Below are 15,389 nucleotides of genomic sequence, written 5' to 3' on the forward strand. Positions count from 1 at the left end.
CAGGAATTGCTGGCCGGTAGGATCGAGGTACCAGACGTCATTGACGATGAACAGGTTCTTGCCGAACTTGATCGAACCGGCGCTGCCGTTCAAGCCGACGTAGGAACGGCGATTGAACAAGGCGCTGCCGTTGGTGGTGCCTTTGGTGGCGTCAAAGCCCGATTCCAGCAAGAAGAAGGCGTTCAGTCCGCCGCCCAGGTCTTCCGTACCTTTGAAGCCGATCATGCTGGTGCCCCATTGATTGCCGGAGCCGGCCAGTTTGCTGCCGGTCTTGCCGGTCAGGTTGCCGTTGGCGTCTTTCAGGGCGACGTTGGTTTGATAATCGACGCCGGCGTCGACCCGGCCGTAGATGGTGACGTTGGTCTGCGCCTGGGCTTGGCAGAAAACGGTGCCGATCAGCATGGCGGCCGCCGTATGTTTGGCATGCTTGTAGTGCGATGGTATTTTTTTCATGACTAGTCCCCTTTTATAGTTAAATTTTGTTCGATCGCCCTCCTCTCAGCCTCGGAGATAGATTCGAACCTTCGCTAGAAGTCTTGCAGGCGCGCAGCAGAACGCAACCGGCAGTGGCGCTGATGGCGCCAGCTATCGGCAGCAGCCCTGACGGGCAAAGCTAACGCGCTGGATTGCCGAACCGGTGGCGCTGGTCAGCACCGCCGGTTCGTGTTGGAACCTGGACGATCTGTCGTGCAGTACTAGTCGTACAGTACAGCCGAGATCTTAGGATCGTTGATGTTGCTCTTGTCGTACCAATAGAAACCGGTGTCGATCACCTTAGGCAGTTTCTCGCCCTTGAGCGCCTTGACTGCGGCTTCTACCGTCTTGTAGCCGATGCCGACCGGATTCTGCGTGATGGCGCCGGCCATGCTGCCGTCGCGGATCGCGTCTTTCTGCTGCTTGCCGGAATCGTAGCCGACCACCACCAGCTTGCGCTTCATTTCCTTGACGCCGTTGAGCACGCCGATGGCCGAGCCTTCATTGGTGCCGAAGGCGCCCTTCAGGTGCGGATAGGCTTGCAGGATGGATTTGGTGATCTCGGTCGATTTCAACTGGTCGCCGGCGCCGTACTGGATGCTGACGATCTTGACCTTGGGATAGGCTGCCTTCATGCGTTCGACAAAACCGTCGCGCCGATCGATGCCGGTGCGGCTGGTCTGATCGTGCGCCACCACCGCCACTTCGCCTTCCTTGCCGATCAGTTCAGCCAGCTTGTCGGCCGCCAGCGCTGCCGCCGCCTTGTTATCGGTGGTGGCGGTGGTGACCGGGATGTCGCTATCCACGCCCGAGTCGAAGGCAACGATCGGGATATGCGCGGCCTGGGCTTTTTTCAACAATGGCAAGGCAGCCTTGCTATCCAATGCGGCGAAGCCGATGGCCTTGGGTTTCTTGGCCAGCGCCGCCGACAACATGTCGATCTGCTTGTCGACCATGGCTTCGGTTTCAGGCCCTTCAAATGAAACCTTGACATTAAAATCCTTGGCGGCCTGCTCGGCGCCGGACTTTACCGCTTGCCAGAACTGATGCTGGAAGCCTTTCGAAATCAGGGGAATATAAGTCTCTTCAGCTACCGCCGCAGCGCTGAAGCCAAACGCAAGCGCCAGGCCGATGGCAATGTTGACTGCTCTTCTCTTTATCATTTCAAGTCTCCTTTATGGTTGTAAAACGATGGGCGTTGACGCTTATACCCGGAACATCATGTGCACGTACAAAACCTGTCTCCCTTGTTTCTTGGCTGGCGGCGCGCTCCTCACTGACGCCGGCGCCGCAAGATATCCATATACACCGCCAGGATGATGATGACGCCGGTTACCACCGTCTGCCATTCCTGCGCTACCGACATCATGCGCAAGCCGTTGATCAGCACGCTCATGATGAAGGCGCCGATGATGGTGCCTAGAATGGTGCCGCTGCCGCCCGACAGGGAAGTGCCGCCGATCACCACGGCGGCAATCGCATCCAGCTCGTAGCCCTGGCCCAGCGCCGGCTGCGCCGAATTCAGACGCGATGCGATCAAGAGGCCGGCAATGCCGCAGATAGCGCCGCCGACGGTATACACCGCGATCTTCCAGAAATCGACGTTGACACCCGACAGGCGCAGCGCTTCTTCGTTGCTGCCCAGGGCAAAGGTATAACGGCCGAAGATGGTTTTGTTGAGCACGACGCCGGCGGTAATCGCCACCAGGAACAGGATCAGCACGGCGTTAGGGATCGGCAATGCAGGAATCAGGTTGCCGATCAGGGATTCTTGCGAAATGTTCGAGAATCCAGGCGTGTCATTGAAATAAATCGGCTTGGTGCCGGAAATCACCAGCGACAAACCCTTGAGCAACATCATCATGCCCAGGGTGGCTATGAAAGGCGGAATCTTGAGCTTGGCGACCAGTACCCCCGAGACCCAGCCGCACAAGGCGCCGAAGCAGATCGCGGCGACAATCCCGAAATAGATCGGCAACCCCCAGTAGGTCAGGAACACCCCGGCCATGACGGCGCAGAAAGTCATCAAGGTGCCCACCGAGAGATCGATGCCGGCGGTGATGATGACGAAGGTGCAGGCAATTGCCAGCACGCCGTTGACGGCGGTCGATTGCAAGATGCTGACCAGGTTATCGATCTCCAGGAAATTCGGCGAAGCGAAGCTGAAGAACACCAGCAACGCCAGCAGACTGGCAAAAGCCAGCAGCTTCTGCCGCGTGGCAGGATGGAATATCTTAGCCTTGAGAGCGGCAAGCGCGCCCTGTCCGCTGATGGGCGGTTTAGGATTTGCTTGCGACAGCGGATTCTGGGTATTTGCCATGATGGTCTTCATTGAATGTGAGTGATTCCGGGTTCAGGCCTATGCGGGTTCGCTTGCGGGTTCGCTTGCCGGTCCGATTACCGGCTCGCGCTGGGTGGCCAGCTGCATGATTTTTTCCTGCGAGGCCTCTTCAGCCGAGAGTTCGCCGGTAATCCGGCCCTCGCACATGACCAGGATGCGATGGCTCATGCGCAGCACTTCCGGCAGCTCCGATGAGATCATCACAATCGCTTTTCCTTGTTCCGCCAGGGTATTGAGCAGCTTGTAGATTTCGCTCTTGGCGCCGATGTCGATGCCGCGCGTCGGCTCGTCGAAGAACAAGATATCGCAATCGCGCAGCAGCCATTTGGCAATCACGATCTTTTGCTGGTTGCCGCCCGACAGCAGCCGCACCGGCTGCTCGACCGAGGGCGTCTTGATACTCAACTGACGCACGAAACCCTGGGCGGTAGCGCGCAGCGCCGCCTGATCCAGGAACAAGCCTTGTGTCAGGAAGCGGTTCATGCTGGACATGGCGACGTTGGTCTTGACGTCAAGCCCGGTGGCCAGGCCGAAATGTTTACGGTCTTCCGACAGATAACCGATGCCATGCGCCACCGCATCCTTGGGCGATTTGATCGAGACTTTGGCGCCGTGCACCAGGATTTCGCCGGCGTCGATGCGATCGGCGCCAAAAATCGCCCGCGCCACTTCGGTGCGGCCGGCGCCCATCAAGCCGGCAAAGCCCAGGATCTCGCCTTTGCGCAAGGTGAAACTCACATCCTTGATCGAGGCGCCGCGCTGCAGCCCCTTGACCTGCAACACGATGTCGTTGCCGGAAGTGTCGGCAATCGCTGGCCCGCTGTTGTCGAGCTGGCGCCCTACCATCATGCCGATGATAGTTTCCATCGAGGTGGTCGCGGTGGGCACGGTGGCGATGTACTGGCCGTCGCGCATGACCGTGACGCGGTTGGAGATTTGCCGCAGCTCATCCATCTTGTGCGAGATGTAAATGATGCCAACGCCGTGCGATTGCAGTTGGCGGATGATGCGGAACAAGTCTTCGATTTCGGCATTGTTGAGCGCCGCCGTAGGTTCATCCATGATCAGCACGCGTGAATCGAAAGACAAAGCCTTGGCGATTTCCACCATCTGCTGTTTGGCCACCGTCAACTCGCTCACCAGTGTGGCGGGATCAAGGTCGAGCCGCATGCGTTCGAAGATCTGCCTGGTTTGCCGGTTCAAGGCGTCTTCATCCAGAAACAGGCCATAGCGGCCGCGCGGCTCGCGGCCGATGAAGATATTTTGCGCGGCGCTCAAATGATTCATCAGATTGAGTTCCTGATGAATGATGCCGATGCCAAGCATTTGCGCGGCCCGCGGATTGGGAATCTCGACCAGTTGGCCGTCGATGCGGATCTCGCCGCTATCCTTGGGATACACCCCTGCCAACACCTTCATCAGCGTCGATTTACCGGCGCCGTTTTCGCCCATGAGCGCGTGCACCTCGCCGCGCCGCAGATCGAAGCGGCAGTTATCGAGCGCCAGCACGCCAGGGAAACGCTTGCTCACGTTTTCCAGGGAAATGATGGTATCCAATGCCGACGCGCCCGCTTGGGACTGCATATCTGCGCCGGAGATTTCTGCATGCTGCATGTCTGCTGCCTCTTTTTGAGTTGTATCAGATCAAGATCAAATCAAATTCAACTTGAATTCAGGTCAAGGCGCGATCCAGATGACTATATCCGCCATCCACAAACAGCCACTGCCCGGTGGTATGCGCGGCGCGTTGCGACAGCAGGAACACCGTCGTGTCGGCAATTTCCTCTGCCGTCGTCAGACGTTTTCCTAGCGGGATCTTGCTGGTGATGGCGGCCAGTTTTTGTTCCGGATTGGCGAAACTGGCAATCCAGTGCCGATACAGCGGCGTCATTACTTCGGCCGGAATCACGGCGTTGACCCGCACACCGTCATTGGCCAGCGCGGCCGCCCATTCACGCGTCAACGCCAGTTGGCCGCCCTTGGAAGCGCAATAGCCGCTGGTATTGCCCTGGCCGGTGAGAGCCGTTTTTGAAGAGATATTGACGATAGCGCCGCGGCTGAGTTTCAGATGCGGGACGCAGTAATGCGCCATCGTGTAGTAGTGAATCAGGTTTTTTTCAAGCGATTCCACAAAGGCCGCCCGGCCGGCGTCGAGTCCGACGTTGTCATTGATCCCGGCGTTGTTCACCAGGCCGTCGAGCCGGCCGAATTGTTGCACGGTCTGGGCCACGGCCTGGCGGCACTTATCGTCATCCGTCAGATCCAGCTGGATAAAGCGCGACCTGTCTTGCAACGCCAGCAAGGACGCCATGAATTCTGGCGCCGGCTGGCTTTTGCCCAGGATCACGGGGATCGCCCCTTCGGCCGCCAGCTGCAGCGAAATCGCGCCGCCGATGCCAGCGGCGCCGCCGGTGACGATCACGACTTTTCCTGTTAGTTGTAAATCCACCTTGCTGTCTCCGTTTCTATTTATTTTTGTACTTGTTCTTTATAGATCAATTTCCAACTGGCTGCCATGACTTAGGGCTGCCTAGCCGCGGAACTGGTATTGCTGCAGCGATTCCGGCTTCATCGTAATCGAGAATCCGGGCGCGCTTGGCGGCATGTAGGCGGCGTTGCGGATCACGCAGGGATCGACGAAATGTTCATGCAAGTGATCGACGTATTCGGTAACCCGCCCCGCCTTGCTGCCCGAGATGCAGACATAATCGATCATCGACAGATGTTGCACATACTCGCACAAGCCGACGCCGCCTGCGTGCGGACATACCGGCAATTTGTACTTGGCAGCCATCAGCAACACCGCGAGTATCTCGTTGACGCCGCCCAGCCGGCAGGAATCGATCTGCACCACATCGATCGCACCGCGCATGATGAATTGCTTGAAGATGATCCGGTTCTGGCACATTTCACCGGTGGCCACTTTCACCGCGCCGATGCCTTCACGGATTTTCCGATGCCCTTCAACGTCATCCGGGCTGGTCGGTTCTTCGATAAACCAGGGTTTGGCGAACGCCAGTTGACTGACCCATTCGATCGCCTGGTCCACTTCCCATACCTGGTTGGCGTCGATCATCAACTGCCGCTCCTGGCCGATCACTTCGCGCGCAATGGTGACGCGGCGGATGTCGTCTGCCAGATCGCGGCCGACTTTGAGCTTGATATGGTTGAAACCGCTGTCGACCGCTTCCTGGCACAGTCGGCGCAACTTAGCGTCTTCATAACCCAGCCAGCCGGCGGAGGTGGTGTAACACGGATAGCCGTCCTGCTGCAGCGAGCGGATCCGTTCAGCCTTGCCGCCAGCCTGCTCGCGCAGCAAGGCCAGTGCTTCCTCCGGTGTGATGCAATCAGTGATGTAGCGAAAATCGATGGCCCGCACCAGTTCCTCGGGCGACATGTCGGTCACCAGCTGCCACAGGGGTTTGCCTTCGGCTTTGGCCCATAAATCCCAGACCGCGTTGACCACGGCGCCGGTGGCCAGATGGATCGCGCCCTTGTCCGGGCCGATCCAGCGTAGCTGGCTATCGGAAGTGATGTGACGCCAGAAACGCCCCATGTCTGCGCTGATCCAGTCCAGTTTCAAGCCGACTACCAGATGTTCCATCGCCTGGATCGCGGCACAGCATATTTCATTGCCGCGGCCGATGGTGAAGGTCAGGCCGTGGCCTTCGAGTCCGGGCTGGTCCGTTTCCAGGATGACGTAGGCGGCGGAATAATCCGGGTCCGGATTCATGGCGTCCGAACCATCCAGCATTTGCGAGGTCGGGAAACGTACATCGAGTACGCGTATCGATCGAATTGTGGTCATCGTGAATCTCTTTTATCCGGTTCAAAGTGAAATGGTGCGTTGGCGTTGCTCTCCCAGGCCGTCGATGCCGAGCCGCATTACCTGGCCCGCGCGCAGATAGACCGGCGGCTTTTGTCCGAGGCCGACGCCGGGCGGCGTGCCGGTGGAAATTACATCGCCCGGCTGCAAACTCATGAAGCGGCTGAGATAGCTGACCAGCGCCGGAACCCGGAATACCATGGTGGAAGTGTTGCCGTTTTGATAGCGATGGCCATCCACTTCCAGCCACAGGTTGAGGGCGTGCGGATCCGCCACTTCGTCGGCGGTCACCAGCCACGGTCCGAGCGGGCCGAAAGTATCGCAGCCCTTGCCCTTGTCCCAGGTGCCGCCCAGTTCGAGCTGGTATTGGCGCTCGGAGACGTCGTTGATGACGCAATAGCCGGCGACGTGCTTGAGGGCGTCGGCTTCGGCTATATAACGGCCGCCCGTGCCGATCACCACGCCTAGCTCCACTTCCCAATCGGTCTTTAAGGATGCGCGCGGAATTTCGACGTCGTCGTCCGGCCCGCAGATGGCGCTGGTCCATTTATTGAACACTACCGGTTCCGCCGGCACTTCCATGCCAGATTCGGCGGCATGATCGGAGTAATTCAAACCGATGCAAATGAACTTGCCGACCGCGCCCACGCATGGTCCCAGGCGCAGGTCTTGCTGCGGTGTGCCGTCAATCAGCGGCAGGCTGTCCAGGTCCAAGGCCCGCAATTTGTCCAGTTCCTGCGGCGTCAGATACTGGCCGGCGATATCCGCCACGACGCCGGACAGGTCGCGCACGCGCCCCTGTGCGTCCAGTACTCCCGGCTTTTCCTGGCCTTTCCGGCCGTATCTCAACAATTTCATGGGTTTGCTTTCATAGATGTATAGATGTTTAACCGGCTCGTGTTCAGTATTCAGTTCGGCCGCGATTAATTGGACCAGCCGCCATCGATCAGATGAATCGCGCCGGTGGTAAACGAGGATTCATCGGAAGCCAGGTACAACGCCAAAGCAGCGATTTCTTCAGCCTTGCCGACCCTGCCCATCGGCTGGCGGGCGACAAAAGCGGCCTGGATTTCGGCGATCTCCACACCTTGCTGATGCGCCTGTTCCTTGATCCGCGCCACCAGCGACGGTGACTCCACCGTGCCCGGGCAAATAGCGTTGCAGCGAATCCCCTGGGCGACGAAATCCGCGGCTACCGCCTTGGTCAAACCGATGACAGCCGCTTTGGTCGTGCCATACACGAAACGATTCGGCACGCCTTTAACGCTGGATGCGGCCGACGCCATATTGATGATGGAACCGCCGCCGTGCGCCAGCATGCCCGGCAACAGCGCACGAATCAGACGGTACATTGAGGAGACGTTGAGGTCCCATGAAAAATGCCAGTCCTGTTCGCTGCAATCGAGGATGCTGCCGTGATGGACATAACCGGCGCAATTGAACAAGACGTCGAAATGGGAAGCTGACTGCGCTAGTGCGGCTACCGCCTTGGCATCGGTGACGTCAAGATGTTGGGTGGCGAGCGCGACGCCGTCGGCGCCGGCAAGCGCGGCAGTTTCGTCCAGGGCGCTCTGGTTGATATCGGTAGCCAGCACCTGCGCGCCTTCGCGGGCAAACAGCAAGGCGCTGGCGCGTCCTATGCCTTGTCCAGCCGCAGTCACCAGGATGCGTTTTCCTTGTAGCCTCATTGAAACTGTCTCCATGTTTTTGTATTTGTCTGGGATCCTGGCTCTCTTGATGAGAATCTTGATGAGAATTTTGATGAAACTCGGTCCATAGGTCCATTGGCTGGACCAATAATAATACTTAAGTTTTAGCTTTGCAATAAATAACAGTGAAAATGAACAAATACGGCAGAAAAGCCAGTATTGCAGTACAGACAAAGTCTTGATATTGTCAGCGCATGACTGATACCACCGCCCCGACGCCTGGCCGCCCGCTGTTCCAGCTTAGCGGATTCCGCTTTCGTTCCTGGTCGACTATCTGGCCGATCTTGCTGGCCGCCATCCTGATGCAACTCATGCTATGGCCCGCCCGCGAGGCCGCACGCTGGCTGTTCAAGCATCAGGCGGGCTGGTTTCATCACCAGGTCTGGGCTTTTGTCGGCCTGGCCGAGTTGTTCCAGCTTGCCGCAGGACTCGCCGCCATCCTGATAATGCGACGCTTGCTACCGCAAGCCGATCCCCATCTGCGCTGGCCGCCGCAGCGCAGTTATGCCGGCCTCGCCCTGTTGATCGGCGTCGGCATGGCGTTGGTCATGCTGCTCGCCGATTATTGGCCGCAGCTTCTCAGCCGCACGCCGCCCCAGGGCGGTTATGAAATGACGCCGATCGGCATCCCCGGATGGCTGGCAGTGATGTTCGCCGCCGGCCCTAACGAAGAAATCATTTTTCGCGGGGTCTTGGTCGGCATGTTGACGGTGCTGGTTCCTGGGCGCGTACGGCTGGAAAGATTCGAGGTCCCGCTGTCGGGCGTGATCGTCGGCCTGCTGTTCGGCGCCGCCCACTATCAGAGCTTCTTCAATGACCCCTTGTACCAGGCCGTGGCCCAGCAACTCTACGCCTTCGTCTTTGGCCTGATCTACGTCTGGCTGATGGAACGCTCGCGCAGCCTGCTGGCGCCGATGATTGCCCACGGCGCCGGCGACCTGCTGGAGGTGGCGGCGGTGATGCTGCTGTCGGTGGCCTGGGCTTGAGAATGCATGGGCATCCTGTTTCTTGAATTTGACCATACAGAATCGTATACGCCATCACCAGCGGGTTCCAGAGCGGCGTCAGCGATTTGGACGGCATTCCATTCTGCTTTGAAGGCTGAGAATCAGCGGCGGTCAAGCTCCGGGTAGAGCAAAAATTGGGCACTGTTGTCGATTGCGATCGCATCAAATTGCGTCCATCTGCAATCGCCCCAGGCTTGCCGCCAGCCGTAGTTCTGCGGTCTGCCAGTTAGTCAGGGCAAGAATGCGCTTGTTCGCGGAATAGAGACATATGTTTTGATCTTGGCGATGAAATTCTGCCGTGATATGTGAAATTAAAGCTGGGTGATCAAAACGCTGTTATTTAATGTGATTTTGATGAACTGACAGCCAGTGACGTCAAATCGAATAGCTGTCAGTTCATGCATGACGAAGGCCAATAAAACCGAGATTACATTAGAGCGTAATATCTGCCTCCCCTTCCCCCTCCACCGAAAGTACCTCCCGAGAGTGAAAAACCCGTGGCTATTGCGGCCCCAAGGCCGAAATCAACGAGAGCACCTAGTGGCCCGCCAATTGCAAATCCAGCTACGCCCGATGCCCAGCCACCCGCTATACCCATGGCGATATCGCCAGATGTAGTCCCACCAGAAACTTTTTGAATTTCTTGAGTTGTCATTTCTTTGATAGCCATATTATTTTCCTTAAATTTATCGATTAAAAAAATCCTTAGCCTGACACCCTCAAGATATTCAACTTAAGGCTGCATCCATCCTTAGCATTTCTTAGATGAATCGTCGAATTTCCGGCGACAGAATAATCGCAAGAAAAATTGAGTAGAGGAAAGACGCTAACAAGGCGCTTAGCCCACTTAAAATCGGTATAAGCAAAAATTTTGGCTCGTGAAAACCAAAAAAATAAAACAAAAAAAGCAACAACATAAATGGCAACGCCAGTGCAAGAAAAAATGCCCACCCAGCAAATTTCTGAATACGAGGACGTGAGGAAAGCCTGGCTTGGTCAATGATTGCGCTGCGCTTGTCTTCTCTTACATTGCGGAATTCAGGAACAACTATAAAAAGCGCACTCCTGAATGGTATGTAGTTAATCATGTTGAGTTAGCAAATATCCATAAGAACAAACTACAAACAAAATAATGGCATTGTTCATTACTTGCTTGTTTCAGATTTGAAATTCGGCCAACGAGGAACCCCATATCTACGTGAGCTGTGACGATAATGGGCGGCCATGCCTAACCCAAAAAACAGCCCAGAAAATACTGCACCCAGAACCATAGCGATAAGCGACTGCTCCTCCTCATCAGCCTGCTTGAATCCCAGCGAAACTCTCCCCCACGCACCACCAAAGAAAATACCGAAGAAAATAAAATTGACAAAAAAACTAGAAAAATGCGGCGGGGGCATTTTGACTCCTAGAAGCCAAAGGAACTGAAATAGAGGAGGTGCGTAGTTACTACGCCAAATACCCTTAGATGCAAGAAAACTCAAAGCAGCAGAATGTTTTTCTTTGAAAGGCATGGCTATATCTCAAATAGGTTTGATATAAGCGATTATTCTCGCGTGGATACTATTTTCTGCTGCTGATCCTTACTGAATATGAAATATTCTTTCTTTAATGTTGCAGATATTGCATCTCTTAAATGGTTCTTGCAAGGTCAATTGCCGCTATTTTCTAGCTTTAAGAAAACGCTTATTCATTTGTAATGAGTTTAAGAATCTGAACGATATCGTCAAGCAACGTAGTAAGTTGAACGGTGGGCGCTAAATCGTGGAATAAGGTCATGCTCTGATGTGTCGCGCACTTTTGAAATGGTTCTGCGTAGTCGTTTGACTCGCGGGGATGTTGGCGCAATTGGCTGTTAACGTCTTTTCTGATTGTTTGCATCGCGTTCCTGAGCAGGCCGATAGAAACTAGAAACCACTTCGGCGACGCCAGCGAATGTGCGAGCAGCAGCGCTTCAAGAACAGCGAACTATGTGCCGTCGGAACCGGGGCAGGATTTCCGGCATAACGACCTGCTCCATCCCATGCGGAACCTGTTCGACCTGACGCCGCAAGGCCGTGGTGATTTCCAGCCAAGGCTGGGCTATAAGTGAAGCGCCCGCCAGGAGCTGGAAATCACCAACGGCTTATTGGCGAAGCTATTACCGAATCTCCTGGATATAGGCGGCGCGCGCGGCCACCCCGGTGTTGGCGAAATCAGTGAAAACACCATCCAGGCCAGCCCGGAAGAATGTCAGGAATTCGGCCGTCGGATCGCCCTTGTAGATGCCGGCCAGATATTTTTGCTCGTTGCGAAAGGTATAGGCGTGCACAAACAAACCCGCCTTGTGGGCATCGGCGATGAGACTGGTAGGTGTCACCGTGTTGACGTCGGCGAGTGAGCCGGTGTACGGCGTGCCGTCGGCGTTGCTGGTCTTGAACGGCACAATCGTATGCGCCATCACCTGCGGTTTCCAGGGACCGATGCCATCGGCATAAGTCTTGACTTCAGCCAGCCCGGCTGGCGTCAGCATGGCGCCGAAATAGCGGCCGTCACCGCCTACCGTCCAACTGTATGGCCGGCCATCGACAAAATTATAGGCATCGTTGGTCTGGTAAATCATCTCACCGGTCTTGTAGTTGACAGCGTTGCCGTCAACCAGCTGCACCACTTTTGTATTCAGGCCGATTGAACGCATGTACTTCAAGCTAGCCGGGTCGAAGCTCTGCACGAAGATCGGCGCGCTCTTGCTGTTCAGGTTGTTGTCCTTGATGAGCTTGACGAAGGCATCTTCGAAAGGGTGTTTGCCGCTTCCGCAGCCGTTGGCAATTGCCTGTGCATTGTTCCAGTAGGGGTTCTTGGATTCCGGATAAACCGAGATAGTCCGGCCGCTGGCGGCGCTCTTGGCCCTGGCGATATCGATGATCTCTTGCATCGTCAGGATCGGATATTTGCCGTTCAGCGCGGTCGGCCGCTGGTCGCGGGCGTCGTAGGTGGTGCCGCCTATCCATTGTTTGAGCTCGGCCACGGTGAAGTCGGTAACCGACCAGTCGCCGGTGTGGTCCTCACCATCCACCACCAGCGATTTCAGCACGGATTTCGGATCGTTGGGATCGGTCAGGTCGCTCAGATATTGCGCCGGGCCGCCGTAAGTGGCGAGCGAGTAACTGACGTTTACCAAGACGCCTGGCACCGTGCGCTTGCGCACGGCGACCGCGGCGTTGGTCAGAGCGACGCTGGCAATGTTGGTATTGTCGCTAAGCCAGGGATTGTGGCGCGCCACCAGCACGCAATCCTTGGTCAAATGCAGGTCCTCTTCCAGCGAATCGGCGCCGGCATCGGCGGCGCCCTCATAGGACGGCTGCGTCTCTTCCGGAAACAGCCCTGGCAGCCCGCGATGGCCGATCACCAGCGGCGCGGCGCCGTCCAGTGTCTGGAATTTGGCCGTCGCCAGGTTGCTATTGTCGCTGCCTCCGCCGCAAGCGGTCAATGCCGCTGCGGCAACGAGCTGCGCCAGGATCAAAAGTGAGCGGGAGGTGACGCGGATGTTCGAGAGGGGCATGGACATTGGGATTTGAGATGGATTCGATAAAATATCGATTATCGATTCTTTTGATGACTGCGTGATGACAATTTGCCATTTCAAGCTTGCCGCACTGGTTATCCCCGCTGGTCATCCCACTTGCTATCCGCTTTTGCTCCTGACGAAAACTGACAGCAGATATGGTTAAGCTCCAGTGTTGAGACACCAAGGCTCTGCAGCAAAGAAATAATGACAACCACTCAAAATACCGCCCTCAAAGAGATCTTCGACAAGCGCCGCTTCCGCAGCGTGGCGCTCGATCTGGCTGCGATCTACCCGGCCTTCGACGCCAAGCGCTTCCTCAAGATTGCGCTCGCCGGACTCGATGAACTGAGCCTGATGCAGCGCCTGCGCCGCATGACCGAGGCTTTGCATGCAACCCTGCCGGAGGATTATCGCCAGGCTGTGAAAATTCTGCGCGCACTTGCGCCGCGCATAAATCATGGCTTCGCGACTCTGGTCCTGCCCGACTATGTCGGCCAATACGGCCGGCACGATTTTGACTGGTCGATGGACGCACTCAAGTATTTCACCGGCTTCGGTTCGTCCGAGTTTGCGGTGCGCGAATTCCTGCGCCTGGATCCGGTAAGAGCGCTGGCCATCATGGAAACCTGGTCGCGCGACGATAGCGACGCCGTGCGCCGCCTGGCCAGCGAGGGTTGCCGCCCGCGCCTGCCGTGGTCGTTCCGGCTCGACGCAATTCTGGACGAGCCTATGCTGGCGGTGGCTATCCTTGAGAACCTGCGCACGGACGCCAGTCTGTACGTCCGCAAATCGGTTGCCAATCATCTTAACGATGTGACCAAATCCCACCCGGACTGGGTGCTGGACCGGATCGCGACCTGGCCGCTGACCAACCCGCACACCGCCTGGATCGCCAGGCACGCCCTGCGCTCGCTGATCAAGGCAGGCAATCCACGCGCACTGGCGGTGATTGGCGCCGGCGCAACACCGCAGGTGACGATCAGCAAGTTCGCGCTGACGCCGCGCCAGCTTGCCCTGGGTGAGCGCATGACGCTGTCTTTCGAGCTGGCGTCAAAATCGGCGGCAAGCCAGCGCCTGGTGATCGATTACAAGATGCACTATGTGAAAAAATCGGGCGCGACCGCAGCCAAGGTATTCAAGCTCAAGGAGTTGACGCTGGAAAGCGCGCAGCGGGTCTCCATCGAACGCAGCCAGAGCATCCGTGATTTCACCACGCGCGTGCACTACCCTGGGCGGCATGAGGTCGAAATCCTGGTCAATGGCCTGTCCCTGGCGCACGGTTTCTTCGAATTGAGCTGTGGCGATGAATGAGTCGTTCTGTCAAGGTCCGGATGTCCGGAGCGCATTTAATAAACTGCACTAACTCAACTCAGTGTCAAACGCTGATCCCACTTCACGGTTCGGGATCAGTCTTCCACACGGCCCCACTCGCCTGAATGCCGCGTGCGCGCGACAAAACGTAGGACGGGCTGTTGGTCTCCGCGATTCTCAAACGGTCCCGTTGATCGCCCTACATTGCACACTCGCTCGCTCAACGTCTCGGCAATGGCCATCCGATGCCGAGCTGATTCAACATGCTGCCTTTTTGACATCGCTGCTCGACGGATTTGACAGGATGGCGCTAGTGACAATGTGAACGAGATGATCGGCCCGTGGCGCGAATGACGGTAGGTCGACGAGCCAGCCGAGCGCCGCCATCAGGCCGAACAGGTCGTCCCCATTCATATCGGTGCGCGCCGTTCCTTCGGCCTGAGCAAGGAGCAGTAGTCGCGCGCTCACTGAGTGCACCGCTGCGCATGAAGCATAAAGAGCGGAGTCCGGGTTCGCGTGGGCGGCCGCCATCAGGGCGACGACGCCCCTATAGCTTTGGGCGAATGCCATCCATTCGCGAAACCAAGACACGAGCGCTTCGGCAGGTGAATTCGACGTTTCGAGTTCGTCTGCCTTCCGCGTCAGTTCGTCTAGATTCGTACACAACAACGCTTCAAACAAGGCTTCTCGCGTCGGGAAATGACGCAGCAGTGTAGCCAACCCGACGTCAGCCCGGCGGGCGATATCTCGCATGGACGCGTCGACACCGTGCTTGGCGACAACGTCGTGCGCGACTGCGAGTAGATGGCTGTAATTTTTTTTGGCGTCGGCTCGCATGGGGGCTCCTTGACAAACGGTTCACTGCTCCATATAATTGGATCACTGGTTCGGATGCTGCGAATCAGGATCTGGATCTGTGATCCAAATGATACAGCGCCTTTGTACCAATGGGAACAGCGGCGCTGCCTTACAGCACAAACGAAAGGTGAAAGATTGTGAAAAAATTAGAAGGCAAGGTTGCAGTTATCACGGGCGGAAGCAGCGGGATTGGCTTGGCCACAGCCAAGCGCTTCGTGGAAGAAGGTGCGCACGTCGTGATCACTGGGCGACGAGAGAAAGAGCTGAAGGAGGCCGCAGCCTTCATCAAGAGAAACGTTACGACGGTCGTGGGCGA

At 56.9% G+C, this 15,389-nt stretch carries 16 protein-coding genes; 3 read left to right on the forward strand and 13 right to left on the reverse strand.

The genetic code is table 11. The annotated features are described in order from the left end of the window. From VNZ60_RS10540 to VNZ60_RS10575, 8 genes are all read right to left on the reverse strand, one after another. On the reverse strand, nt 1–453 hold a 453-nt coding region (locus VNZ60_RS10540), incomplete at its 3' end, for a porin (protein WP_414648812.1). A 242-nt stretch (nt 454–695) separates the two neighbouring features. Next, a complete protein-coding gene (locus VNZ60_RS10545; RefSeq protein WP_325658861.1) occupies nt 696–1,637 on the reverse strand; it encodes an ABC transporter substrate-binding protein in 942 nt (313 codons plus the stop codon). 110 nt (nt 1,638–1,747) lie between these two features. Then, nucleotides 1,748–2,794 carry an ABC transporter permease gene (locus VNZ60_RS10550; protein ID WP_325658863.1) on the reverse strand — a complete coding sequence of 349 codons (1,047 nt, stop codon included), beginning with the start codon at nt 2,792–2,794 and terminating at the stop codon, nt 1,748–1,750. A 39-nt stretch (nt 2,795–2,833) separates the two neighbouring features. Next, the gene (locus VNZ60_RS10555) at nt 2,834–4,399 is read right to left on the reverse strand and encodes a sugar ABC transporter ATP-binding protein (protein ID WP_325658865.1); all 1,566 of its coding nucleotides are present in this window, start codon (nt 4,397–4,399) and stop codon (nt 2,834–2,836) included. 88 nt (nt 4,400–4,487) lie between these two features. Then, a complete protein-coding gene (locus tag VNZ60_RS10560; RefSeq protein WP_325658867.1) occupies nt 4,488–5,264 on the reverse strand; it encodes an SDR family oxidoreductase in 777 nt (258 codons plus the stop codon). A gap of 81 nt (nt 5,265–5,345) precedes the next feature. Beyond that, nucleotides 5,346–6,623, reverse strand: a complete 1,278-nt coding sequence (locus VNZ60_RS10565) for an L-fuconate dehydratase (RefSeq protein WP_325658869.1) — start codon at nt 6,621–6,623, stop codon at nt 5,346–5,348. A gap of 21 nt (nt 6,624–6,644) precedes the next feature. After that, entirely contained in the window at nt 6,645–7,499 is an 855-nt protein-coding gene (locus VNZ60_RS10570; protein WP_325658871.1) for a fumarylacetoacetate hydrolase family protein, read from the reverse strand. Nucleotides 7,500–7,564: 65 nt separating this feature from the next. Next, nucleotides 7,565–8,329 (reverse strand): SDR family oxidoreductase, encoded by a 765-nt coding sequence (locus VNZ60_RS10575; RefSeq protein WP_325658873.1) that lies wholly within the window; start codon nt 8,327–8,329, stop codon nt 7,565–7,567. A gap of 215 nt (nt 8,330–8,544) precedes the next feature. On the opposite strand from VNZ60_RS10575, the gene VNZ60_RS10580 reads away from it, so the two are divergent. Continuing rightward, the gene (locus tag VNZ60_RS10580; protein WP_325658875.1) at nt 8,545–9,336 is read left to right on the forward strand and encodes a CPBP family intramembrane glutamic endopeptidase; all 792 of its coding nucleotides are present in this window, start codon (nt 8,545–8,547) and stop codon (nt 9,334–9,336) included. A gap of 448 nt (nt 9,337–9,784) precedes the next feature. Here VNZ60_RS10580 and VNZ60_RS10585 read toward each other — a convergent pair whose 3' ends face one another. From VNZ60_RS10585 to VNZ60_RS10600, 4 genes are all read right to left on the reverse strand, one after another. After that, the gene (locus tag VNZ60_RS10585; RefSeq protein WP_325658876.1) at nt 9,785–10,027 is read right to left on the reverse strand and encodes a Blp family class II bacteriocin; all 243 of its coding nucleotides are present in this window, start codon (nt 10,025–10,027) and stop codon (nt 9,785–9,787) included. Between the two features lie 91 nt (nt 10,028–10,118). Next, nucleotides 10,119–10,445: a hypothetical protein gene (locus tag VNZ60_RS10590; protein ID WP_325658878.1), complete on the reverse strand. Its 327-nt coding sequence runs from the start codon at nt 10,443–10,445 to the stop codon at nt 10,119–10,121. Between the two features lie 57 nt (nt 10,446–10,502). Then, complete coding sequence (locus VNZ60_RS10595; protein ID WP_325658880.1) at nt 10,503–10,871, reverse strand: DUF6404 family protein; 369 nt, start codon at nt 10,869–10,871, stop codon at nt 10,503–10,505. Between the two features lie 626 nt (nt 10,872–11,497). Then, nucleotides 11,498–12,904, reverse strand: a complete 1,407-nt coding sequence (locus tag VNZ60_RS10600) for a glycerophosphodiester phosphodiesterase family protein (RefSeq protein WP_325658882.1) — start codon at nt 12,902–12,904, stop codon at nt 11,498–11,500. Between the two features lie 204 nt (nt 12,905–13,108). Between VNZ60_RS10600 and VNZ60_RS10605 the strand changes: the two genes are divergently transcribed. Beyond that, nucleotides 13,109–14,215, forward strand: a complete 1,107-nt coding sequence (locus VNZ60_RS10605; RefSeq protein ID WP_325658884.1) for a DNA alkylation repair protein — start codon at nt 13,109–13,111, stop codon at nt 14,213–14,215. 258 nt (nt 14,216–14,473) lie between these two features. Here the strand turns inward: VNZ60_RS10605 and VNZ60_RS10610 are convergent, their stop codons facing one another. Beyond that, nucleotides 14,474–15,052, reverse strand: coding sequence for a TetR/AcrR family transcriptional regulator (locus tag VNZ60_RS10610; protein ID WP_325658885.1), 579 nt, complete (start codon nt 15,050–15,052; stop codon nt 14,474–14,476). A gap of 158 nt (nt 15,053–15,210) precedes the next feature. On the opposite strand from VNZ60_RS10610, the gene VNZ60_RS10615 reads away from it, so the two are divergent. After that, a partial coding sequence (locus tag VNZ60_RS10615) for an SDR family NAD(P)-dependent oxidoreductase (RefSeq protein WP_325658887.1) occupies nt 15,211–15,389 on the forward strand: 179 nt, incomplete at its 3' end.

The sequence above is a fragment of the Collimonas sp. genome, assembly GCF_035566375.1.
Lineage (GTDB): Bacteria > Pseudomonadota > Gammaproteobacteria > Burkholderiales > Burkholderiaceae_D > Collimonas.